This is a genomic window from Paenibacillus sp. FSL R5-0744 (genome assembly GCF_037972555.1).
Lineage (GTDB): Bacteria > Bacillota > Bacilli > Paenibacillales > Paenibacillaceae > Paenibacillus_AQ.
Genome location: NZ_CP150228.1, coordinates 4,004,955 through 4,027,256 on the forward strand (window position 1 = coordinate 4,004,955; position 22,302 = coordinate 4,027,256).

Sequence of the window (22,302 nt, forward strand, 5' to 3'; positions counted from 1 at the left end):
TTATTCAATGAAACTCCAAATCCCTACTTCTCATCCAACCACAATATCGCTGTTACTCCACGAGGATAATATTTACTGCCTGTAATCTCCCCGGAAATAATTTGATCACTCCAGCTGAAGATCGATAATTCTGGATGGGTAAGCCATGCCACATGAGCGTGATCTGCTGCCGCTCCGCGTTCATCCCATTCCAGTCCCAGAATGTTGCGGGCGATAAACTGCGAGAGATAGATTTTGCTAAGCCAGCTGTTATTGCTAGTGGATGAGATTTTCCAACCGCCGTCATCAAATAAACAAACGCCCGGCTTCAACACCGCATGAAGATGTTTGTCGAGTGCGCTGATATATGCGGCGAACCGTCCATTGCGATCAAGAGCTTCTTTACAACCCGTATAGTATGGGAATACAAGACCCTCGATAGCTGGAATGATCTTGGAGTCGTTACCTTCTCCAATCACAGCCGGGATATATCCATCTGCTGTAACGCTTGCCACCATCGTTGCGGCGCATTTCTCTGCCCCTGCCCCTGCTGTTTTGGACAGCTCCACACGCTCATACTCTGCAAATATTTTCTCCATAGCTAAGTAAGCCGCCCAGCATTTTCCTGCCAAGTAAATATTGTTGCGAGCCTGACCTAAAGAGACATCCAGACTGTCATAGGTAGTAATCTCTGCTCCACCCATCGTACGTGAGCTATCTAGTGCCATAACACCGTTTCTTTGCTCAGGATCTGGATGATCCCGATTTAACATACTATCCAAGCACTTCTCCAAGATACTCAGATTACGTTCCATCCAGCTCCGATCACCTGTGTGCTCAAAATAAGTTGCCGCACTCAGCACCCAGTTCACCAATTGTTCATGTGTCATATGTGAGAAGCAACCATCAATCCCATATAACTCATAGGAGGAATAGCCCGGACGTGAAACTACGTTGGCTACACCCATATCATGTGTGAAGCTAATTCCACCTGGATACTCTGTATCATCCCCAGGGAAACGTACCGTATCTTCATAGCTGAATCTCTCTACGAACATATCCAGCTCATTACGAACCGTCCAAGGATTCAGACGCAGCTCGTAGAATAACTGATCGACGGTCAGATCAAAGGTATTCATCATCCGGTATTCGCCTTCGTTGACGATCCAGAACGGCTTATTTTTATTATCCAGTAATTGTGTGGAACCATAATAACTACGAATCGCATGCGCTAGCATAAAGGTTTGATCTTCGGATAGGTTTGCATGATTTAACATCTCGTTAGCTTTCTCCGCTGCTTGTTTAAGAACATCGAATTTAGCTAATGCATATTCGGCTACTGCCTCAACATTGTTGAAATAGCGATTATAGTAATAGGAAGAATCCATACCAGAGGTAACATAACCCGAACGGTGAAAACAAATCGCAAACCGGTACGTTTCTTTTACTCCGGCTGGAACATCCATGATTAAAGCACCCACGCGACCCAGTCCAAAGGTCCAATTTCCCTGAAGCTCCTCACTTAGAATATCCTCCATCGTGAAATGAAGTGCGGACTTTGTAGTGCCTTTCTCGGCAGCAATCGCAATAAATCTTCCTTGTCCAACGCCTGTAATTTCAGATGACACATCATCCAGTCTTCTCATTCCGCTATACACATCTGTTCCCTGAAAACCAAAGAACGCGCGACGTGAGGTAGCTGATGAGGTGTTATCCACTTCGAGCTCAACCAGTACTGCTGGCAGCAACACTTCCTTCATTTCTTCCACAGACGCAGTTTCAGGATCTGGTACTGATCGAACTGGCGAGAGAATCCGGAAGGTCAGATCCCCCGCACTCCAGCTGTCTGTAGCTACTTGAAAATCTCTTGAAATCTCACGATCTTGAAAAGGGAATAGAATATTCTCCTTGTCTGGATTGGGGTCTGGATTCTCGATGTCATAGCGTTTGCTCTCGTCGTCTCCGCCAATCTCGTGAAATGGTAGTGTGTCATACCCTTTCCCATCAGTGCGTTCTAATCCTATGAATATATTCTGTCTAGGAGGTTTGGCCATCTCCAAATCGAAACCACCACTAGCTCCTTTAAATCCTAAGGTAAAACTCGCAAATGCACCGATCGGTGAATGATGAGCATTAAAAAATTTATTATGTAACATAAATAAATGCACTCCCTCCAACATGATCCCGGATACCTCGGGCTATATATCCATGTTATCGATATTTCTGGAAGTGCAACAGGGCTAAAGCCTTCTATTATTTGGGCAAATCAAACATCGATAACAACCTATGATATAATTAAGCCAAATTTTATTGTAAAAGAGGATTGAAATGATCTCGAATGATCCCGCCTTCCATAATTCTATTGACGGTCAGATGTCACCAGACATTCAAGCAGCCTTTCATATCTTCGCCGCACATTGGAGAAAAGTAAATTCGGATTGGCAATATCCTGTACACACTCATCCGATGTTTGAGATTAATATTGTCCTTCAAGGTGAGCAACAAATGACGGTAGGCAATAAGTCTTTTATACAGAAAAGCGGCGATATTTTATTCATTCGCCCCGGTGTTGAGCATAGTAGTATGGGTTCAAATGCTGACTGTGACATGACTTATTACTGCCTGCATTTTGATATTGATGACCTGATTTTGCGGCGTGCTTTACTTACAGCAGATGCTGTTAGTCTCAGCGGGAACACCCCCGAACTGCTGGCCATCCGTTCCGCGCTAGATGTAATCATTAACTCTTCCATCTTGTCAGAGTCTAAAGACACACATAGAAATCGCTTGATCACACTGCATGCTTCACTGCAGCTTCTGACCGCGCTTAGCGGTTGGGTGCTTTCGGAAATGCCTCTCCCAGCAGATACAGAAGCTACAGAAAATACAGTTGCCCTAGCTAACGCTATTGAAGGACTATTGCAGGAATCCGTCTCCACCGCTGCCAGCACAGGCGAAAGAGGTAGCGGTATTGAGGACATTGCTGCCAAGCTCGGATATAGCACTACTCACTGTAATCGTGCTTTTCATCAAATCTACGGGATGTCACCAAGGCAATATTTATCACGCTTAATCATTCGACACGCCAAACTGCTGCTGATGGATAATAGTCTATCTGTCGAATCGGTTGCTCAACGACTGGGGTACCGTGATGTGTCCCATTTCAGCAAGCAATTCAAACGCTGGACAGGTCTCCCGCCAATGGGCTATCGCCGTTTAACTGCGAATCCGAATTCGCTTAAAAAATCAAACACAAACACAAACAAAATCCCACTGTCCACTAAGTGAGATCTCTCGCCAATAGTGCTCAGAAAGGTGATCGTCGTCTATGGAATTCGTTATATTTTGTTAGTTAATCCAACACGTATTGTGTTTTAATCACTCTATTCATTTCATTAACGTTTAGCCTATCCTTTCGTTAGGAAAATCTTTCATAAAGGTTCTAGCATGACGAACAAACTTCCTGCTGCTGACTCAGACCCTTTGATTATTCTGTTTTTTCTTTGAGCGAGTTGTGTAATACAATTTAGACACTTCGTCATATTGATTAATACTTTCTTTTGTATCGTTGTTATATTGTTTCTTATGATAAATCCGATCCATTGACCGGTTATGCTTCTGAAGCTAAACAGACCGTTAGCTTACAACCTAAATCGAACTGAATGCAAACATAATTTCAGATTCACATACCAATTCATTATCTACCGTGGCCACTCCCTTTCCTTTGACAATTTGTCCCTTAATTCGAATTACCTCAAATTCAAGAAGGAGTTGGTCTTCTGGTTTTACTTGTCGTTTGAAACGACAATTATCAATACCCGTTAATAAGCCTATTTTAAGATGGCTGCTTTCAACGTTGGACATCGCGATTCCACCGACCTGTGCCAGTGCTTCTACAATTAAGACTCCAGGCATAACAGGATAGCCAGGAAAATGACCTAGAAAATAAGGTTCATTAATTGTTACATTTTTAATTCCAACAGCTCTCTTCCCTCATTAATTCCCAATATCCTATCAACCAAGAGAAATGGATTTCGATGAGGCATATTCAATAACTTATTAAAATATTCAACTTATCTACCATTCAATCCTGCCCGTTGAGCAGAACAGGCTGCCAATTATGCTGGCAGCCTGTTCTCATGGCGCTATCTTGTCCCGTTAGTAAGAATTAATAATAATATTTCATTTACACAATTTCAAAGTTTCTAAATTCATCAATAAAACATTCAAGCCAATCATCTGAATAGTCTAAAGCACCAGAATCACTTTCGATAAAAGCGACATCTAGACTCATCACCCAAAAGCGTCGAGCTATAACAAATAGTTCTATTGCCATTTCATCTTGTGCCGAGAAGTTTCTGACAGATCGGTAACCCGAGATTAACGCATTCCATAAAGGTTCTTTTTGATCCTCTAACTGACGCTTTCTAGCCCGAACTTGTGCCAAATCATATGCACGCCAACCATTAGCAGACCATTCAAAGTCGTAGTGAGTAAAATAGCTTCCTTCTTTGAATGCATTATTATTTCCATGCATATCTCCATGACATAACCCCCAATCCAAGCCTTGTCTTGAAGCAATAAGGATTTGTTCTTTCAATGCATTCGCAAATTCATGTAGAAATGGTACTGCCTCATTTTTTTCACCAATGTAGTTAACAATTCGTTCCAATGGTTGAGTGATGAGAAAATTTGTGTCCAACTCGCATCGCGGTTGGTTTAGAATAACTTGATCCATTGCTGTATGCAGTTCGGCAGCTGATCTTCCAAAGGTAAAGCATGATGCCTCGTCATGAAGTATGTTCTCCGTGCCATTGAGATAGCGAAAAATTACAGCAATTCGCTTCCCTTCTGGTGCATTTAGAACGGTATACAAGCTATTGTCTTTTTTTGCTATGGGTTCCGACACTTTTGTGTCCACAGAGTTAAGGACAATTTTCAATTGAGTTAATAAGGATAACTCATACGCTACATCATTTTCGTTAATTGCAAGGCGGTAAATACGAAGTATGTAAAATCCATTAGAAGTTCGCACCCTGTAAGTATCATTTAATCCTCGTAACCAATACAAACATTCAATCCATTGCCCGATATCATAATGTTTGCTCAAACAATATTCCAAGTATTTTGGATCTAGGACTGAACGTAAGACAGTAGGTTGTGTATACATCGCATTACTCCTCAATTTTTTCTTGATCATATATCAGTTCATAATCCTAATCAGGTAATGATCAAATGTAAATTTTACCATCTTACTAATTATTTGTATCTATAATAATTAATTATAATCATTTGGGGTTTAAGTGCTTTCGATACAAAAAAAAGCTATCACTACGCTATCCTGCCTGTTAGTTGAATAAAGGCACCCGATCCATTGATCGGCTGCCCTTATGTCTAATCGAACTATCGTTTCCTTTTACCTTAATTCCGAAATCCCTCGGGCAGACCGAGGGGCGATAGCCCCAACGCTTGATATGGTGTTATCTGATGAATACGCCTTCTAAGAGACACTAACATTTCTGTTACTTAATTTCTTAAATACCGAGTATTCCTTATTGGACTTAATAAAACTTAATATCTTTTCGGCACATTCTTTTGGATTCATCTCTTCAGTATTTACTTCGAGGTCATATTCATCAAAGCAATATACTTTGCTAAACTGTGAAGCTGCCAGTCCGATTTTTCTATCTCCTCTTGCTTGCTCTCTTCTTATGAGTTCTTCTTTCGAGCATATTACACCTATAAATAACGTAGGCTGATCGAAAAATTGATCAAGAAACTCATTAAACCTCTTGTCATTGTCGATTACGGTATCTACTATTACATTAAAACCCATTTCTGATAACAATTTAATTGTCGAATGGTACACTGAGAATATGGAATCATCAAGTATTTGTGAAACAACTTGATGATCTATTTCTCTTGGAGGTTCATCTGGAAATTTATTATTAATAAAATCATTGTAATTATTAAAAAAATCATCAATTGATAAATGATAAAAAGGAATCTCTTTCTGATTTATCAGTTCAGTCGATATGGAGGTCTTTCCAGAACTTGAAGTTCCATTTAGATAAACTAATATCCCTTGTTTCAATTTAATCATCCCTTCAAAAACGTATTTTTCAGATAACGTTATAATCACAAAGTTCATAAAAATATCCAACTCATAAAATATTCGAGAAATGATTGAACTATCCTGCCCGTTAGTTGAACAAAGGGCTACCTCTCGGCAGCCCTCTCATTATTGAACTATAGTTTCCCGTTAGGTTAACCGCTTTTTGCTTACTATTGGGAACAACCCTAGATTTTATTTGAACAAGATTGAGGTATCACGAGAATCAAAAAAGTACAAACGGACGTTGATGCTAACTAAATATTAGGACTCCAAATATAATAGTCAGTACCACAATAACTGTCAATGAGGCTACTTTTGCATAACGAATTGCCCCCTCAGATACTTCAGGTTCTTCTTTATACATCCATCGTTTCCCCCATAATAAACTATCCTCAGGACAAAAATAGGTCCATATTAATACTCCATACATAGGAATCATAAAAATAAAAAACAAAAAAATTTCAGCTATCTTTTCCACTACATCACGCTCCCTCTACCATACCCCAATAATGGATTGGACAATTCATATGGCCTCCAATAAGTAGGATTTCGTCTTATTTAAATATACCATATATTGGAACCGTCCTGCCCGTTCAATGAAAAAAGCAGGATACCGTAGCTCCTGCTCATCAATGTGTATTATTGAACTATCGTGTCTCGTTAGTCGAACGAAATGCACTGTTTGGTCACTATAAGGTCGGTTATTGGAGGCATAAACATAATGAAACTCTTTGAGGTTGCCTGTTATCTTGTCGTATAGAAATACTAAGCAAAAAGAATGGCTGTCGAGCCTTTCTCGACAGCCTGACAAGGAACCAAATGCGGTTCCTTGTTTTATTTATATTCCATAACCCAGTACTTCTCTTCTCCCAGACGGCCTTCCTCAACAACCTTCTTCCATCCGTTGCGTTCATAAAAGGTCAATGCCTTATGATTTTTAGATACGCATTTTAATCGCATCGGTTTATTCATTTTAACGTCAGCTGCTTGCAGCAAACGACTGCCGACTCCTTTCCCTGAGCAATCCGGGTGAACAAAAAGATTATGAATGAAGTTATCCGGCAAATACAAGGAGGTAAAGCCCATAAGGATACCGGCCTCTTCTACTACGATGATGAATTCGTCCTCCGTATGCTTGTCGAAATCCTCCAAGGTCATTTCAATAATATTGTCCCATACGAAGGTATTGTGCCGTGATTCGAGATACAGCTTTCTTAGTTCAGGGTAATCCCCTTCATGAGCCTCTCTAATATTCAATTGCTCACTCCCTCTACACTGAAATTTTGATGTGATGTATGCCCCTTTTTCAAATATTCACCATTAATACCCAACTATTCTGCACGTTAACTAAACAGGCTGCCGATCGTGCTCGAAGCCTAATGATATACTATACTATCGTTCCCCCTTAGCTTAATCAAGGATATAAGCATACTTGGATGAAACACTCTGTTTCATCCCTTAAATCGGGTGGGATTGTAATAGTGAAATGAACATAAAGTGTGGGATTCTAATGATTTTACTTATAGGTGAGATCCACCGCTTGCATCGAGCAATTGACCAGTTACCCAACGGCTGTCCGACGAAGCGAGAAAGGTAACAATATCCGCTACATCCTCAGGTTCTCCCCACCTGTTGAAGGTTGAAAGACCGGCCGCATATTTTTGTCCATGGGGATCTTGCAACGTCCCGGCATTCATCTCTGTGTTAATAATGCCGGGCTGGATGGCGTTTACCGTAATATTGCGGTTACCCAGTTGTTTGGCCAGAAGATGCGTAAATGTATCGATGGCCCCTTTCGACATGCTGTAGGTGAACACACTTGGAGAGGCTACGCGCGTCACAAAGGATGAAATATTAATAATGCGCCCCCCGTCTTTTAGACGCGGTAAAGCTTGCTGGGTAACAAAAAGCGGTGCTTTTACGTTAATCTTCATCACCTCGTCAAAAGATTCTTCAGTTGTCTCTTCTAGGCTAACTATTTGACCGATTCCAGCATTGTTGACAAGAATATCGAATCCGCTACCGCCTGTACGTTCCCGAATATCATCATCCAGTACCGAAAATAAATCATGAATGCCCTCGAGAGTGCTTAGGTCAGCACCAATTGCGCACGCGTTACCTCCGCTTTGCTCGATCTGGTGAACAACTGCCTCCGCTTCATTTCTTCTTTTTCCATAGTGCACGACGACAAATGCGCCCTCTTGTGCCAGACGCAATGCGATGCTGCGGCCAATTCCTCGGCTCGCTCCAGTTATTAAAGCGATTTTACCTTCCAACTTACTCATGCTTTCATCTCCTTGTCCGAATTCAAATATAGTTATATCACAGGATAACATTTGAAATGTTGCTCTCTCATTCGGTTACAAGGGGATGTCTTTTGGTAGGTTCTCCGTGCTTATTAAACTATACTGCCCTTTAGTTGAATAGCGGCAGATTTCTAAAAGGGATCTGCCGCTATTATATGCTAAAAAAATCGTCGCTACATTTCTCTCCTGCGTTCGCCACGAAGTTGTGCGTATATTTGCGTGGTTGAGGCTTTCTCATGACCCAACATACCTTGGATGAAATCCAAGGGAGCACCATTATCAAGGAGTTGGCAAGCATAGGTATGTAGAAAGCGATGCGGATAAACATTCGTTTCAATCTCTCCTCGATCTGCAAGTCGTTTTAATGTCTATCTTATTGTAGGAATAGCCATGCGTTTAGTTGGGTTGGTATCCGTTACGAATAAGGCTTTACAGGTATCTCCAAGACTGGTCAGGTACTTCCTTAACCATACTTTGCACTCTGTCGTAAAGTACACTTCTCTCTGCTTGGAGCCCTTACCGTTTACGACTATAGAGCAGTTTTCCCAGTTGAGATCCTTGATGTTTATCCTCTCTACTTCCCCGACTCGACAGCCAGTACAATAGAGAAGCTCAAGCAGAGCTCTTTCTCTTAATGTTTGGCACGAGATCTTAAGATGAATAACATCTTCCTCGACTAAAAACTTAGGAATTCGCTTGTCCAATTTGGGTTCTCTTAGTTTTAAAGAAGGATTTGAAGTCAGGTAAGTCTCTTCATACGCATAGCGAAATAGGGATCGGACGAAACGAATTCGATGCCCTAGGCTGCTTGGCTTCAAACGTTCTGCTTGTTTCGCCAAATATTGCTTCAGCATTGGCAATGTAATCTCCGCTATCTCGGGATCACCTAGTTCCGTCATTAGCATTTTGTTTTGGAGGACGTAGGCGTTCAATGTTCTCGGACTATATCCTTGAATTCGTTTATCAGCCTCATATAGATGCCACAACTCACTTAACTTCATAATAAAACCTCCCCTTAGAAGCTATTACAACTAGGTTTGCTTCTAAAGGGAGGTTTTAATCTTCTAACCTGCTTGAGCTAGCGTTCCTCGTTAGCTTAACGACATGACGCACGGGTCCGACGGACTTCGCCATTGTAGAATGGTCTGACTGATTGCTCTTCCTAGAGATGCTTCGGACAGAATCAAGGAGTGAATGCGACTCAGCATACGGTGTTACAGGATGTCAACGCCTTCTTAGAGTTACTACTATATAAATCACAATAATAAAGTATCGATAATTTGATGAAATTTCATTCTATCCTCGTCTAATTCAGATATTCCATATCCTTTCATAAATTCAACTATTTCTTCTTTCCTATCTGTATAATAAGTAAGACTTTTTACAAGATAATAAATATCATAGTATGGATCTGATATCCCTGAAGCTCCTAAATCAATAAATGCTTCAATACATCCATTATTTATCATAACGTTTCCAGAACCATAGTCACCATGAGTAAAAACTAGTTCCTCTGTCGACGCTTTATTCATTTCCAAAAAATCAATTAGTTGCTCAATAGTATGGTTGGGAAATGAGTTATTAATAGCCTCTATGACTTCATGTTTTCTCTCATTAATATTGTTTTTGACCATATCAATCAGTTTTTCTGGCAAAAAATCATTGAAAAAGCAATCATCAATGGGAACATTGTGTATTGTTCTTAAACCTTCTCCTAAAATATAGCCTAGACTTTTATCTCCCTCTTCCTGCTGGTATTCTTCCGCAGTACAACCTTCTATATAGGTCATAACTAAATATTCCTTTCCATTCTCCATCTGATAACTTATTACTTTAGGAGAAGGAATCACATTATTTACCCATTTTAGTCTTTCTGCTTCGTCCATTAAACTTCCAGAATCTTTAACGTTTTTTTCTTTCAACACATATTTTACAGAATTATCAAACTCTAAAATGTGCAAAGATTGATAATGTCTTCCTTTATCAATGATTGTAGTTTTAAGTAATTCTGACTGATTTACTAATTTACTTGGCATTGAGAATCGGTTATTCATCATTTTGTACTCCTCATTTGTGTATCTTGGCGTTATTTCCAATATCGTCTTATCACGGACTCTATAAATAATTCATATGTAGGGTATTCGCGAAACTTTTCAACTAACCTGCACGTTAGTTGAACAAAGGGCTACCTCTCGGCAGCCCTCTCATTATTGAACTATAGTGTCCCGTTAGTTCAATGAGTTCATGGAGGAAAAGTTATTTCAGACCTTCATTTTTAGTTTCGGAACCCAGAACCTTCCCTGTCTTGTCCATGTACAGTTTTGTCATCATACTGTACTTGTTATGCCTAATTACTCCAAAAAACAAGGCTTGATGGTCTTTTATAACGTTGAAATGATATCCTTTAGCCCATCCTTCCCCTGGTTTGACATCGTTTTCAATCGCAATCTGTACCATATTAGGTGAGTCAAGTATGAGATCACTTTGTGGAATAATTTCAAAGTCTTGAATGTCTTCTTGTACAGTTCGCATAATCGCAATCTTACCTTTTTTATGTTAATGATTAAAATTTGATTTCTTTGACCATTTCCAAAGAGCAAATTTCAAATTTCTCTTTTGCCATCAATACCAAGAGTAGATGGTGGTGTTGAGCTTGTGTCACCAACACTCGTGATTGAGATTAGATTCGCCTGAGCATCCCATTTTCTTGATTCTGTAAGACCGATCTGGAAAGCGTCTACTAATGTGATCCCTGAACTAGTGGATGCTTTGGCTTTACTCATTACATTAATGCCGCTTAACAAGATCAAAAAAATCAAAACGCCTCTCCGTAACATTGAACAGAATCCCCCATAAATGTTTGGGTTATTTTCCGCATAAATGATAGAATTATTCTGCCCAAAGTTTAATCACTTTCCATTGTTATTTGCAGTACGTAGATACATCGCAGTAGACTCATACTGCTTACTAGTGAATTCCAAAAGAACTCGTTTTGAGGGTTCCAATATAAAAAACTAACAGTTGCCTTAAACTAAAAAATAAAGTCCTAGACTACTGTTGGTTTATTGAACTAAAGTGTCCCGTTAGCCATACATGCAGCCTAAGAGCTGGCTGCACCACAGAGGATGAAAATGGATACCTCTGTCAATACTGTTTGTACGGCTGGCGAAGAAGGTCGATAAGCTATCGTGCCATAGAGCCCAACCGTTAGTCTGACTCCGACTACCACGGTGCATCACAGAATGTCGCACCCTATATGGGTAGCACTCATGGGAGATTAATTCTTTTTTGGTTGTTGCACCAGCCTTGCCTTTTTGTTTGTTATCTATGATGTTTTTTGTGCTTAATAGATTTAACAATCTTTATATGATTACTCAAGAGGCTCATCCTTTTTTTAAAAGTGTTTTTCTGGGTTTGCTTTATTATGCTCTTTTTCAGGTTTTGAGCTAATTTAATTTTCATGGGAGCTTAACAATGAAAAATATTAGAGCGACACATAACATTACTTGAGATCCAAAAGTGTAAGAATATCTTCTGGATTCTCGAACTTATACTTAGCTGGAACAGCATCAGGTTGTTTGCATCCCCACAATGCTAATCCAAAGTCTACTCCAGCGTCTCTGGCACATTCGTAATCATAAATGGTGTCACCGATGTATATGGCTGTTTCAGCCTTTGCACCTGATAGCTCAAGGAATCTAAGCAATGGCTCGGGATGAGGCTTGTGCAGCTCTGTATCATCTGCACATATAACATAAGGAAGATAACGAGCGAGGCCAAATGGGACGAAGTCATCGTGAAACTCTTTTTTTGTCTTAGAAGTTACGATCCCTGTAGCAATCGATTGCTTCCTTAGGTTAGTAAGCAGTTGATGAAAACCCTCAAATACGTGAATGGTATGCCGGTAATCACTCATAAGATCATTCCAGCATTTATTCGCATGTTCAATATCTTCAATACCGAGTTGTCCCAGGGATACTGTACCCGGAATTCCGAGCACAAATGCGAGATCTTGCTGCGCCATTTTCCTATTATAGTTCTTCTTCAGCAACTTCTGTAAGGATCCCAACACCGCTTGTTCTGTATTTATTAATGTGCCGTCAATGTCAAAGATAACGGTAGTATACATAATTTCATCCTCCTTAAGCATTATTAGAAATGAGCTCCTATATGAATGCTAAAGTATGGAATCCTTTTCAGGTCAATACCTATATTGAATGCCGTACAATGATATGGTAGGGAATTTCCACCTTATTATTGGAGCTATCAATTGTAAGATCAAAGGCTTCTTCACCGACTTTCACCAATTGATGATCGACCGTAGATAGGTCTAAACCTATTCCAACAGGCTGATTCTCTTGGCCAATGATCGCTAGATCATTGGGCACTTCCAATTGTATACTTCTTGAATACTGATAAAAACCCGCCGCAACCTCATCACCGTTCGCATAGATAGCCGTTGGTCTAACCTCCATATTAAGCAGTTGTTGTGCCACTCTTAACCCATCATCAATACTTTGGCAATCACTGATATGGTATGCTGGCGGCAGATCACCGAATATATGCTTATATGCTTTTTTTGTCAGCTGTGTGCTAGCACTCTCTTCTCCTCTTGCTGTTGTAAAGGCAACTCGTGAATGGCCTTTATCTTTCAACAGTTGAAACGTGTCTAGGAAAGATGCATATCGATCCATATAGGCACAGCCAATCTCAGGATGATCCGTAAACTCGCACGCAACAATTGTTCCATACTTGGTGTATGGAATAATTGCATTCCAATCATTCGAACGAGAAGTAATAATGATTCCGTCCAATTGTTTGTTTTTCAGCATATTTAAGCAGCTTAGCTCTTTTTCCGGATCGTACTTCGTAGGAAGAACCATTACAGAATAATCATGCTCAACCGATCGATTAAGTACACCATGGAGCAGTTGATCAAAGGCTTGATTGTTGTTGTAAGGCATGACCACGCCTATACTCCTTGTTTCCTTACGGACTAAATCGACAGCTAACCGATTCGGGGCATCAATCACTCGTTGCACAGCTTTCCGCTTCGACTCAGATACGTAAGGATGATTATTTAGCACCCTTGATACTGTTGACACAGATACACCCGCACGCTTCGCAATATCAATAATATTTGCCATTGCACTTTCTCCTATATTTTCTTAGAGTTCAAAGTTAAAATCCCCAATTTTCCACACAAAAAAACTCTTTCGCCATTCGTCTTGTATAAAGCATAAGCATTTTGTACCACGGAATCAAAAGGATGGTCAAGTTGTTATGCTTATAACTAATCTGTCCGTTAGTTCAATACAAATACGTGTCGTTCACGATCTTCAACGCAAACGGCCTAGCATTGCGGGAGGGGCTTGTTCGATGGCCTCGAGGAACGCAAAACGATCAAAATCAAGGAAAACGACAGGTTAGATGAAGAACTGTTAACCCGTCTGCTTACGCAAGCATCCTCTGCTATCTAGCCTCGCAGTAGCAGAATAAGCCTATTTGCCTCCTATGGTACGGTGGCTGCAAATAGGCTTATTGATTCCGCTTATATCATGATATGTCCTCGTTCAATGCCAGCCACTGCACCGCCGACCCGAACCTGATTGATTTCACCGCTCTCGCTCAGGCGCAATCCTGCTTTGATTTCAGAAGGACAATCCATCGAATACCCTTGCCTGAAAATGACATTCTCTACTTCCCGCAAAGATCGTTGGCCATGTTGGTACAAATAGCTGAGCAGAGCACCGTTGGATGTTCCTGTCGCGCTCTCCTCGGGAATATCGTACAGCGGCGCAAAATTCCGGCATTCCGCAGCAGCATCGTCTGGAGTATCCATCGTGAACAGATGATATCCAACCACATCATATTTTTCGCTGATGGCGGTTATGGCATCAAAATTTGGCTGAACCTCATTCAAGAGCTTCCTGCTGCGGATCGGGATCATAATGTCCCGCAGGCCCGTCGAAACAATCTGGATCGGCAACCCGGTTTCCAGATCCTCGGCATCTATCCCCAAAGATGGGGCGATTTCCTCACAGGATATCCTTTCAAGAAATTGTGGTAATGCCTGTGACAAATAAACAAGACCCTCGGAGCTAATATCGACATCCAGAATCCCTGCCTTAGTTTCTATCGAATAGGAGGTCCCTTCCTTTGACAAACCCAGCGAATGCATTAGTCCAAACGCAGCAATCGTGGCGTGTCCGCACAGATCAACTTCGCTGGCGGGGGTGAAATAGCGGATTTTGTAATCCGCTAGCAGAGATTTTTCCATAAAGGCCGTCTCCGAAAGGCCCAATTTCTTCGCTATGAGCTGCATTTCGGCAGCATCCAGAGAAAGGCCATCCTCTAAGACAACGCCTGCTGGATTACCGCCACGCTCCCCTTTCGCAAACGCTTTTAACGTATACACTTCCACATTCATGTTCTGCTCTTCCTCTCTTTATCTTCGAAAAACCGATGTGCGCAACCGGCACGTCCCACTCGCCTTCAAGATCTTCCTTTTATCGATTTATTACTAGGTAAAGACGCAGGAGCGATTGAATTGTTGCGTTAATCTGCCCGTTAGCTTAATCACTAATCGGATTCATTTACTTTAAAAGAAGTGATTCAATAAATACCTCTATGTCAAATGGTTCAGTCGTAGTTTCGTATCTACCATATATATGGCCGTTTCGATCGATTAAAAACTTTGAGAAATTCCACTTGATCCCGTCACCGGCATATATGTCCGGATACTTTTCCCGCAGAAAATCCTGCATCCATTGACCGCCTGATGTCTCAGTATCGAACCCTTGAAATGGTGCTTGCTGTGTTAAATATTGAAATAACGGATGAGCAGACGGTCCTCTAACCTCAACTTTCTCGAATAAAGAAAACTTAACTCCAAAGTTGCTCTCACAATATTCATGTACTTCCGAGTTACTCTCTGGCTCTTTCTCGTTGAATTGGTTACAAGGAAAACCTAGTATTTCAAACCCTTGCTCATGGTGTATTTCGTAAAGCCTTTGAAGATCAGGTAATTGGCGAGAATAGCTGCATCTACTAGCCGTGTTCAGAATAAGCAGAACTTTTCCACGATAAATTGACAATTCAACAGGCTCACCATTAATTGACTTCGCTTGAAAATCATAAATAGACATCAGACCACCATTCCTCCGCGTTATTATTATAAATAACATAATATCGCTACAGGCTTTTATTGGTCTAATATATAAAAGGAATAATCTTTATAGAATGAACCTATAATCCAATATTACCTTAGTATATTGCCCATTTAATTTACTAGAAAAGAGGAGCTACCATATAGGAAGCTCCTCTACTTATTTCCCCCCAACAAAATCCGTTTCTAAATTCATCATGAAAATAGTACATCCTCTCAGCTCTGGGGCTTATCCTAACTCGCTGGAGAACTTTTTTTATTACCTATAGCCAATTGAACGATAATCTGAAGCACGATAATTACAGCCAAACCATAGAATGCTTGGACGAAGCTGCCCGTTGCATCGTGGAGCCAGCCAATGGCTAGCGGCCCAAGCGCTCCGAGAATGTAGCCACCTGATTGGGTCATTGCGGACCAGCTACTGGCTTCCTGAGCATTGCTTGTTTCATCAATGGGCAACATCAGTGCAATCGGGAACAGTCCACCCGCTCCAATACCGAGTGGAATCGCCGCGAGCCAGGGGCTAACGGATATGTTCAGCATCAGGACACCCATCAACTCTAATAAAGCACACCCGACAAGCCAGAATACACGTCTTTGGTAACGGTGTACAAGCATGGGAATGAACAACGTAGAGGGCAGAGATATCAATGTAAATAAGGTTTGGATGTTGCCGGCCGTCTCTTGACTATACCCCTGGCTTTGGATTGCTGGCGCAAGCCAAGCGGTCAATGAGTAGAAGATCGCTGCCATCAGCCCGAAGAATAATGTCAGCATCCAGGCACGCTTGTTGTTCACCGGAAGTGGTGAATTAAGTACACTCGAGATTTTACCGGATTGTCGATCTATGCGCGCAGACCAGGCTAATCTCAACCAGATCGGCAATGCAATGGCTGCGAGAAATGCCCATACAGCCAACGAGCCCCTCCACGAACCACCCAGCGTATGCTGAAGCGGAACCGATAATCCCACACTAATGCTGGCCCCCATCACCATCGCTGTAGAGTAGATGCCCACCATAGCTGCCACTCGGTCAGGGAAGTACTGCTTAATGAAGCTGGATAATAGCGGCCCTGCCAATGCAATTCCTACACCGGACAGAAAAGAAGTGAACATCATCAATGGAGTTGTACCAACAAACCATCGTAATCCTGTACCTAACCCAATGAGGATTAAAGCCAGAACAATTGCGCCCTCATTCCCCCACTTTCTGCTTAATCTTACGGAGAACGGAGCAAATATGCCCATGCATAATACCGGAAGTGTGGTTAACAGACTGGCGGTAATCCCGCTTATACCCAGATCATTCTGTACGGTGCTCATTAGAGGTGAAATGGATGTAATAGGTGGTCGTAAATTCAGTGAAGCCAGGATAAGCGCTAGGACGATATAAAAAAGTTTCATTATGAATCACCTCATGGTAGTAGTATCGTTACATTCACCCATCATCCTATTTTTTAACGACAGATCGTTGGGTGGTGCACGATTAAGTATAGAATCTTTAGAATGATTGAACAATACTATAGTTTCTATTAAAATGATTACTAAAACCAATGATTAGAGGTAATACATATGGAGATTCGTCAGATGGAAAACTTCATTGCTGTTTGTGAGGAGCTTCATTTTACACGAGCAGCTGAGAAACTCGGCATATCTCAACCTACGTTGAGCCAACAAATACGCGCGCTCGAGGATGAACTCGGTGTTCCCTTATTTGACCGAGTCGGCAAAAAGATTGTGATGACCCAGGCAGGAAATCTGTTTCTGGAGCACTGTGTACAGATGATTCGGCATTTACAGAATACCCAGGATGCGTTAGCTGAACTCCGCAATGATCAACGAGGTCGCTTAGTAATTGGTGTTCTTCCTTCCGATCTGGACTATCGGCTCACTCCATTGCTCGTGAATTTTCATGCACGATTCCCCAAGGTACAACTGAAGGTTATCTCTTCGATCTATGTCTTGAATCAAGTGCTCGATAATGAAGTAGACATCGGTATCGAGATCACGTCTGCTCCTGATGATCGGCTTGTACGCATTCCTTTGTGCAGTGAAGAATATGTACTCGTCGTTTCCGAGAATCATGATTGGGCTGAACGAAGCACGATTGGAATCCAGGAACTGCGAAATATCCAAACTGTGATGTTCCCCGAAGGATTTACAGGCAGAGAACTGGTTGATGGCTATTGCCGTAAATATGGCTTCAGTTTAAATACGATCATGGAGACCAGTTCGGCTACTTCCATTATTAGCTTGGTTAAAGCCAACGTCGGAGGAACATTGCTGCCTTATCGTTTGATCCAAGCGATGAATGAACCAACACTACGCTGCGTCCGAATTACAGACGATCCGCCATACCGTCACTTTGAGATCATTCATAGGTCCGACCGTTTTCTGACAAAATCGGCCAAGGCATTTATTGAGAAAACTATCGAGTATTTCAATTAAGAGTGAGTTGCGATTTAGAGAAGAAAAGTTACAAAGGAAACCGCAGAATGCATGACAGAAATGTCATTACGGATTCTTTTGTAAGATTCGCTTCTGCTGCCAGAACTAGAGTATAGTAGGAGTTGTTAAAAATATATTCCAGGAGGCTATAGCCATGCCACAGGAGATCTGGATTAACCTGCCGGTCAAAGATGTTGAGAGGTCAACTGCCTTTTTCAATGAGATTGGATTCCATGCAGTGAGCGTTGGTAACGAGAGAGCCAAGCTTGACATAGGCCAAACAACGATACTGCTGTTCCCGGATGCAGCGTTTGAGAAATTCACAGGTTCTAAAACCGCAGATACTTCCCATAGCGCAGAAGTAATATTCTCCATTGGCGCTGAAAGCAGAGAGGAAGTAGATGCCTTTATTCAAAAAGCAGAGTCTGCCGGAGGAAACATCTTTGGCAAGCCGAGTGAAACTGACGGCTGGATGTACGGCGCAGGATTTGCCGACCTGGACGGTCACCGCTGGAACCTGTTGTACATGGATGAGAGCAAAATGCCTAAAAGCTAATATGAAGACGCCAGTCACCTGCTTAAGGTGACTGGCGTTTTTTCACACCCACTATAATCTCATATCTGTAATTCAAATCACCTGGGTTAGCCTATCGTTTCCCATTACTTCAATAAGGATGTGCTTTAAAAGTAATCGGGGATATCAAGTACTATGGAGTCGATATCATTTTCTTTTGAGTAATACATACAAACACTGTCTTTATATTTTTGAAACTCATTAGGTAGTACAATAAAACCTAATTCTTTGTAAAATTCTATTCCAATATCACTATAAAGGAAAAAGTTGTTACACTTTTCTTCCTGTTCAAGTTTATTTATCTTTTCTTTGACCAATAAAGAAGCATATCCTTTTTTTCTTAAATATAAAGGGGTAGCAATTGAACCAACCCCCTTTACAACTTGGTCATCAGAAAGATTTAGTTCATATACGATGAGGGAGCTTAATAGCTGCTTTGTATCTGTTGCTTCAAGAACGTACCACTTTCCCTTTTTATACTTTTTGGAAGCCTGGCACATAGTTATATATTCTTCATATGGCAGATTATCTCCCAAACATCATAGCCCATCTTATAAATTTCGATCATTTCCTCTTTTGTTGCTTCCCTAATTTTTTTCAAAGTACCTCTCCTTTTGTTTTATGCAGTTATAGATTCTTTTCGACTTTAAGCTTATCATGATCTCTATTCTTCTGAAGCTAAACTGCTCCCAAAGTATCTGGGCTAACGTTCTCCGTTCGTTGAACAAACTACTCCCAGTAAGGAGTGCCACTAAAGAGAAATTCTTCTTTATTTACATATCGCTTAAATTCCCGACTTGCTAATTTACTAATGTGACTGGGTAACCACTCATTAGATTCAGGCAGCCCAAGCCAAAAATTCATTGTTTCGAGTTGGGCTGCTACAAAGAAACCTTCTAAACGTTGAACATAGTTATGAGGCAGGTCGAATTGTTTTGCGTATGATTCTAGCAACTGGTTTCTGAATGCTGGGTGGATATAAGAAAGTGTCCAACCTAAATCGAATAAATAATATCCGAACCCACAAGCTCCAAAATCAATAGCTCTAGCTTCTTGTTCATGGAACACAAAATTACTTGGAATCAAATCTGCGTGAATTATCCCCCAATTGCCTGGTGTTCTTTCTATGTCGTTCATCATTAAAATTGCACACTCTCCGGCCAATTGCAGAATTTCCACATCATTTTTATCGAGCTCACCAGCGTTAGCAAGCTGTTTTAGCTTTTCTAATGATTGTGAAATTCTAGAATTATCAAATGACGGTCGAGTAAATGATGACGGAATTTTCCAAAAGGATGATTGTTTATGAAGCTTTCCGATCAATTCGCCTACGCACTCGGCATCATTGACTGTTGGAACAAATTGTTTTTGTTCACCATCTACCCATTTTAACAATGTACAGTTTATGTCAGCTATCTTAGTAACATATTCACCAATGTTATTTTTTATAGGTGATGGCAACACCAGATTTGTATCATTTGTTAATGATTCCAGCCAAATCATTTCTGAATGGATGACTTTTTCCTCAGACCAAATACTTTCCATCGAATCATTTTTTGATAGATGTATTCGCAAACTATAGCAGTTACTTTCCTTATCTGTCACTTTATAGATGGTGTTTGCATTTTGTCCAATATGAGCTATTGATTGATAAGTAATTGGATAACAAGTTAATGCTTCTATAGCAATATCCTGAGTATTTAGCACGGTATCTTCCCTCCCCTTGAAACAACCGAACAAGGACATCGTACCATAATATTTTCCAATAGTTTGAGAGAGAACACTTATATTTATTTTTTATCCATCACTTAGTTGATTAAGGTAACCTGCTCATCAATATGTATTATTCAACTATCGTGTCCCGTTAGCTTAACGGAACTTCGATATTATTGTTATTATCTGATTTAGGATGAAGACGATTTTCTATTACAAAAAAATGATTGAAAATACCTACTACTCGTACTTTATTATCTGCCTCTCCAAAAATTTTTGTTTCTGCTGTCATAAAAATAATCTGATGTGTGAGACTTGATGATTTCAAGTCATTAATAGTATGAAAGCAATTTGAGCTTTCAGAACTGTCACATTTAAGACCGTGAACCTTATGGAGGTAATTATCATAATCTTGACTACTTGGTTTTGTATAAGCCATCACAAATAATAATATGGAAACTATTAGGAAAGCATATTTCTTCTTGATAAAAGCACCTCATCTCTTATGGATAATCGTACAATATAATACCGCATTTAACTGCCTAATAGTTCAACAAGGCAACATCACGCTCTACTGCCCGTTAGTTGAACAAATAAAAAACGGCTGCCGAAGCAACCGCTATTCCACTAACGTTCCCCGTTAGTTCAATAGAATTAACAGTTTCAGTCCGATGGTATCCTCTTGTCTATGATTCAAGCCACCACTTTCAATCCTATGATAAAATACTTATAAATCCCACTATAGCAAACGGCCAAATGCGGATATAATCTTACTCTAAATTACTGGAGGTAGCGCTCCGTACTCGGCCCACTGCTCTTTTGTCGGGCCGTAAAGATCCGGCACACGAAGGCCTGCCTGACGCATCAGGACTGTCATCTGACCACGATGATGAATCTCATGCTTTACGAGAATATCCAGCATTAAGCCGTTTGGCCATTGATCACCATACATATCGCTCATGATAAGCAGATTCTCATCTTTCCAACTGGACTGTATAGCATCAAGGAGCGCTTGTGAGGTCCTCTTATAGACTGACGCGATGTCTGCTGCCGAAGCTGGCACCGGCATATCTTCGCTCGGTCCTTCGAAAGACAGTCCCGTCCGAGATGGCATTTCGTGCAATGTCTGTACAAGGTGCCATGCAACACGTCCAAGCGTTCTATGTTCGCTTGTTATCTGTTGGCCAAGAGACTCGTCGGTCAGGATCTCCAGTGTCCGCATTGTTGCTTCCGTTTCATTCTGCCAAGTTGCGGCAAAATCTTTAATGTGTTTATACATATCCAACATCTCCTTTTTGTAATGGAATCAAGTTTATTATACCGAACACTAGTTCGTAAGTAAATATTTACATTTACTTAAACTACCCCCGTTAACCAAACGAAGCTGCCGAAAATCATTGCGCTAATCCCGAAATGTAATTAACTACGTATGGTTAATACTTTTGATCATTTTGTTTACGCTAGCCTGCCCGTTAGCTTAATGAAAAGAGCAGGATACCGAAGCACCTGCTCATCAATGTATATTGTTTAATTGTCGTTTCCCGTTACATTAAAACCTAAATCGAACTGAATGCAAACATTATTTCAGATTCGCATACCAATTCATTATTTACCGTGGCGACTCCCTTTCCTTTGACGATTTGTCCCTTGATTCGAATTACATCAAATACAAGAAGGAGTTGGTCTCCTGGTTTTACTTGTCGTTTGAAACGACAATTATCAATACCAGTCAGTAAGCCTATTTTATGATTGTTGCTTTCAACGTTAGACATAGCGACTCCACCGACCTGTGCCAGTGCTTCTACAATTAAGACTCCAGGCATTACGGGATAGTCAGGGAAATGACCGAGAAAATAAGGTTCATTAATGGTTACATTTTTAATCCCAACAGCTCTCTTCCCCTCATTAATCTCCAATATTCTATCGACCAAGAGAAATGGATTCCGATGAGGAATAATCTCTTTAATTCTTTCAATATCAATCATGGATTTGCCTCCCT

Annotated in this window: 22 protein-coding genes and 2 pseudogenes; 3 read left to right on the plus strand and 21 right to left on the minus strand. The window is 40.8% G+C overall.

Features of this window, described 5'->3' with window-relative positions; all coding sequences use genetic code 11:
* Positions 1-23: 23 nt before the first annotated feature.
* Positions 24-2,135: a glycoside hydrolase family 52 protein gene (locus MKY19_RS17570; protein WP_339796451.1), complete on the minus strand. Its 2,112-nt coding sequence runs from the start codon at positions 2,133-2,135 to the stop codon at positions 24-26.
* Positions 2,136-2,307: 172 nt separating this feature from the next.
* Between MKY19_RS17570 and MKY19_RS17575 the strand changes: the two genes are divergently transcribed.
* Complete coding sequence (locus tag MKY19_RS17575; RefSeq protein ID WP_339796455.1) at positions 2,308-3,267, plus strand: helix-turn-helix transcriptional regulator; 960 nt, start codon at positions 2,308-2,310, stop codon at positions 3,265-3,267.
* 360 nt (positions 3,268-3,627) lie between these two features.
* On the opposite strand, the pseudogene fabZ (MKY19_RS17580) reads toward MKY19_RS17575, so the two are convergent.
* The 15 genes and pseudogenes from fabZ (MKY19_RS17580) to MKY19_RS17650 all read right to left on the minus strand — a co-directional run bounded on the left by fabZ (MKY19_RS17580) (position 3,628) and on the right by MKY19_RS17650 (position 16,972).
* Positions 3,628-4,025, minus strand: a pseudogene (gene fabZ, locus MKY19_RS17580) (3-hydroxyacyl-ACP dehydratase FabZ).
* 140 nt (positions 4,026-4,165) lie between these two features.
* Positions 4,166-5,149 (minus strand): phosphotransferase, encoded by a 984-nt coding sequence (locus tag MKY19_RS17585; protein WP_339265340.1) that lies wholly within the window; start codon positions 5,147-5,149, stop codon positions 4,166-4,168.
* Positions 5,150-5,479: 330 nt separating this feature from the next.
* A complete protein-coding gene (locus MKY19_RS17590; protein ID WP_339271700.1) occupies positions 5,480-6,073 on the minus strand; it encodes an AAA family ATPase in 594 nt (197 codons plus the stop codon).
* Between the two features lie 271 nt (positions 6,074-6,344).
* Entirely contained in the window at positions 6,345-6,572 is a 228-nt protein-coding gene (locus MKY19_RS17595) for a hypothetical protein (protein WP_339265342.1), read from the minus strand.
* Positions 6,573-6,928: 356 nt separating this feature from the next.
* Positions 6,929-7,351: a GNAT family N-acetyltransferase gene (locus MKY19_RS17600; protein WP_339265345.1), complete on the minus strand. Its 423-nt coding sequence runs from the start codon at positions 7,349-7,351 to the stop codon at positions 6,929-6,931.
* A gap of 263 nt (positions 7,352-7,614) precedes the next feature.
* Complete coding sequence (locus MKY19_RS17605; RefSeq protein WP_339265347.1) at positions 7,615-8,379, minus strand: SDR family oxidoreductase; 765 nt, start codon at positions 8,377-8,379, stop codon at positions 7,615-7,617.
* 194 nt (positions 8,380-8,573) lie between these two features.
* Positions 8,574-9,401: pseudogene (locus tag MKY19_RS17610) on the minus strand (tyrosine-type recombinase/integrase).
* A 255-nt stretch (positions 9,402-9,656) separates the two neighbouring features.
* Positions 9,657-10,457, minus strand: coding sequence for a phosphotransferase (locus MKY19_RS17615; RefSeq protein ID WP_339796459.1), 801 nt, complete (start codon positions 10,455-10,457; stop codon positions 9,657-9,659).
* A gap of 199 nt (positions 10,458-10,656) precedes the next feature.
* Complete coding sequence (locus tag MKY19_RS17620) at positions 10,657-10,932, minus strand: hypothetical protein (RefSeq protein WP_339796461.1); 276 nt, start codon at positions 10,930-10,932, stop codon at positions 10,657-10,659.
* 71 nt (positions 10,933-11,003) lie between these two features.
* The gene (locus MKY19_RS17625) at positions 11,004-11,219 is read right to left on the minus strand and encodes a hypothetical protein (protein WP_339796464.1); all 216 of its coding nucleotides are present in this window, start codon (positions 11,217-11,219) and stop codon (positions 11,004-11,006) included.
* A gap of 683 nt (positions 11,220-11,902) precedes the next feature.
* A complete protein-coding gene (locus MKY19_RS17630) occupies positions 11,903-12,529 on the minus strand; it encodes an HAD family hydrolase (protein WP_339265355.1) in 627 nt (208 codons plus the stop codon).
* Positions 12,530-12,608: 79 nt separating this feature from the next.
* A complete protein-coding gene (locus MKY19_RS17635) occupies positions 12,609-13,547 on the minus strand; it encodes a LacI family DNA-binding transcriptional regulator (protein WP_339796468.1) in 939 nt (312 codons plus the stop codon).
* 404 nt (positions 13,548-13,951) lie between these two features.
* Positions 13,952-14,830 (minus strand): PhzF family phenazine biosynthesis protein, encoded by an 879-nt coding sequence (locus MKY19_RS17640; protein WP_339796471.1) that lies wholly within the window; start codon positions 14,828-14,830, stop codon positions 13,952-13,954.
* 166 nt (positions 14,831-14,996) lie between these two features.
* Positions 14,997-15,548 carry a glutathione peroxidase gene (locus tag MKY19_RS17645; RefSeq protein ID WP_339796475.1) on the minus strand — a complete coding sequence of 184 codons (552 nt, stop codon included), beginning with the start codon at positions 15,546-15,548 and terminating at the stop codon, positions 14,997-14,999.
* 254 nt (positions 15,549-15,802) lie between these two features.
* Complete coding sequence (locus tag MKY19_RS17650) at positions 15,803-16,972, minus strand: MFS transporter (protein ID WP_339241940.1); 1,170 nt, start codon at positions 16,970-16,972, stop codon at positions 15,803-15,805.
* A 183-nt stretch (positions 16,973-17,155) separates the two neighbouring features.
* Here MKY19_RS17650 and MKY19_RS17655 point away from each other — a divergent pair, with 183 nt between their 5' ends.
* Both MKY19_RS17655 and MKY19_RS17660 read left to right on the plus strand, forming a co-directional pair.
* Positions 17,156-18,016: a LysR family transcriptional regulator gene (locus MKY19_RS17655; RefSeq protein WP_339796479.1), complete on the plus strand. Its 861-nt coding sequence runs from the start codon at positions 17,156-17,158 to the stop codon at positions 18,014-18,016.
* Between the two features lie 154 nt (positions 18,017-18,170).
* Entirely contained in the window at positions 18,171-18,572 is a 402-nt protein-coding gene (locus tag MKY19_RS17660; protein ID WP_339265365.1) for a VOC family protein, read from the plus strand.
* A 125-nt stretch (positions 18,573-18,697) separates the two neighbouring features.
* Here the strand turns inward: MKY19_RS17660 and MKY19_RS17665 are convergent, their stop codons facing one another.
* The 5 genes from MKY19_RS17665 to fabZ (MKY19_RS17685) all read right to left on the minus strand — a co-directional run bounded on the left by MKY19_RS17665 (position 18,698) and on the right by fabZ (MKY19_RS17685) (position 22,288).
* Entirely contained in the window at positions 18,698-19,126 is a 429-nt protein-coding gene (locus tag MKY19_RS17665; protein ID WP_339796483.1) for a hypothetical protein, read from the minus strand.
* 193 nt (positions 19,127-19,319) lie between these two features.
* A complete protein-coding gene (locus MKY19_RS17670) occupies positions 19,320-20,297 on the minus strand; it encodes a phosphotransferase (protein ID WP_339796486.1) in 978 nt (325 codons plus the stop codon).
* 157 nt (positions 20,298-20,454) lie between these two features.
* The gene (locus tag MKY19_RS17675; RefSeq protein WP_339796489.1) at positions 20,455-20,745 is read right to left on the minus strand and encodes a hypothetical protein; all 291 of its coding nucleotides are present in this window, start codon (positions 20,743-20,745) and stop codon (positions 20,455-20,457) included.
* 333 nt (positions 20,746-21,078) lie between these two features.
* Positions 21,079-21,582 carry a DinB family protein gene (locus MKY19_RS17680; RefSeq protein ID WP_339265370.1) on the minus strand — a complete coding sequence of 168 codons (504 nt, stop codon included), beginning with the start codon at positions 21,580-21,582 and terminating at the stop codon, positions 21,079-21,081.
* A gap of 277 nt (positions 21,583-21,859) precedes the next feature.
* Complete coding sequence (fabZ, locus tag MKY19_RS17685; protein ID WP_076287072.1) at positions 21,860-22,288, minus strand: 3-hydroxyacyl-ACP dehydratase FabZ; 429 nt, start codon at positions 22,286-22,288, stop codon at positions 21,860-21,862.
* Positions 22,289-22,302: the final 14 nt, after the last annotated feature.

Bases quoted from the DNA above. Each gene is read 5' to 3' on its own strand.
- fabZ (WP_076287072.1), bottom strand. From the start codon at position 22,288: ATGATTGATATTGAAAGAATTAAAGAGATTATTCCTCATCGGAATCCA.
- MKY19_RS17660 (WP_339265365.1), top strand. From the start codon at position 18,171: ATGCCACAGGAGATCTGGATTAACCTGCCGGTCAAAGATGTTGAGAGG.
- MKY19_RS17640 (WP_339796471.1), bottom strand. From the start codon at position 14,830: ATGAATGTGGAAGTGTATACGTTAAAAGCGTTTGCGAAAGGGGAGCGT.
- MKY19_RS17650 (WP_339241940.1), bottom strand. From the start codon at position 16,972: ATGAAACTTTTTTATATCGTCCTAGCGCTTATCCTGGCTTCACTGAAT.
- MKY19_RS17680 (WP_339265370.1), bottom strand. From the start codon at position 21,582: ATGTATAAACACATTAAAGATTTTGCCGCAACTTGGCAGAATGAAACG.
- MKY19_RS17585 (WP_339265340.1), bottom strand. From the start codon at position 5,149: ATGTATACACAACCTACTGTCTTACGTTCAGTCCTAGATCCAAAATAC.
- MKY19_RS17635 (WP_339796468.1), bottom strand. From the start codon at position 13,547: ATGGCAAATATTATTGATATTGCGAAGCGTGCGGGTGTATCTGTGTCA.
- MKY19_RS17605 (WP_339265347.1), bottom strand. From the start codon at position 8,379: ATGAGTAAGTTGGAAGGTAAAATCGCTTTAATAACTGGAGCGAGCCGA.
- MKY19_RS17655 (WP_339796479.1), top strand. From the start codon at position 17,156: ATGGAAAACTTCATTGCTGTTTGTGAGGAGCTTCATTTTACACGAGCA.
- MKY19_RS17630 (WP_339265355.1), bottom strand. From the start codon at position 12,529: ATGTATACTACCGTTATCTTTGACATTGACGGCACATTAATAAATACA.
- MKY19_RS17570 (WP_339796451.1), bottom strand. From the start codon at position 2,135: ATGTTACATAATAAATTTTTTAATGCTCATCATTCACCGATCGGTGCA.
- MKY19_RS17620 (WP_339796461.1), bottom strand. From the start codon at position 10,932: ATGCGAACTGTACAAGAAGACATTCAAGACTTTGAAATTATTCCACAA.
- MKY19_RS17645 (WP_339796475.1), bottom strand. From the start codon at position 15,548: ATGTCTATTTATGATTTTCAAGCGAAGTCAATTAATGGTGAGCCTGTT.
- MKY19_RS17615 (WP_339796459.1), bottom strand. From the start codon at position 10,457: ATGATGAATAACCGATTCTCAATGCCAAGTAAATTAGTAAATCAGTCA.
- MKY19_RS17575 (WP_339796455.1), top strand. From the start codon at position 2,308: ATGATCTCGAATGATCCCGCCTTCCATAATTCTATTGACGGTCAGATG.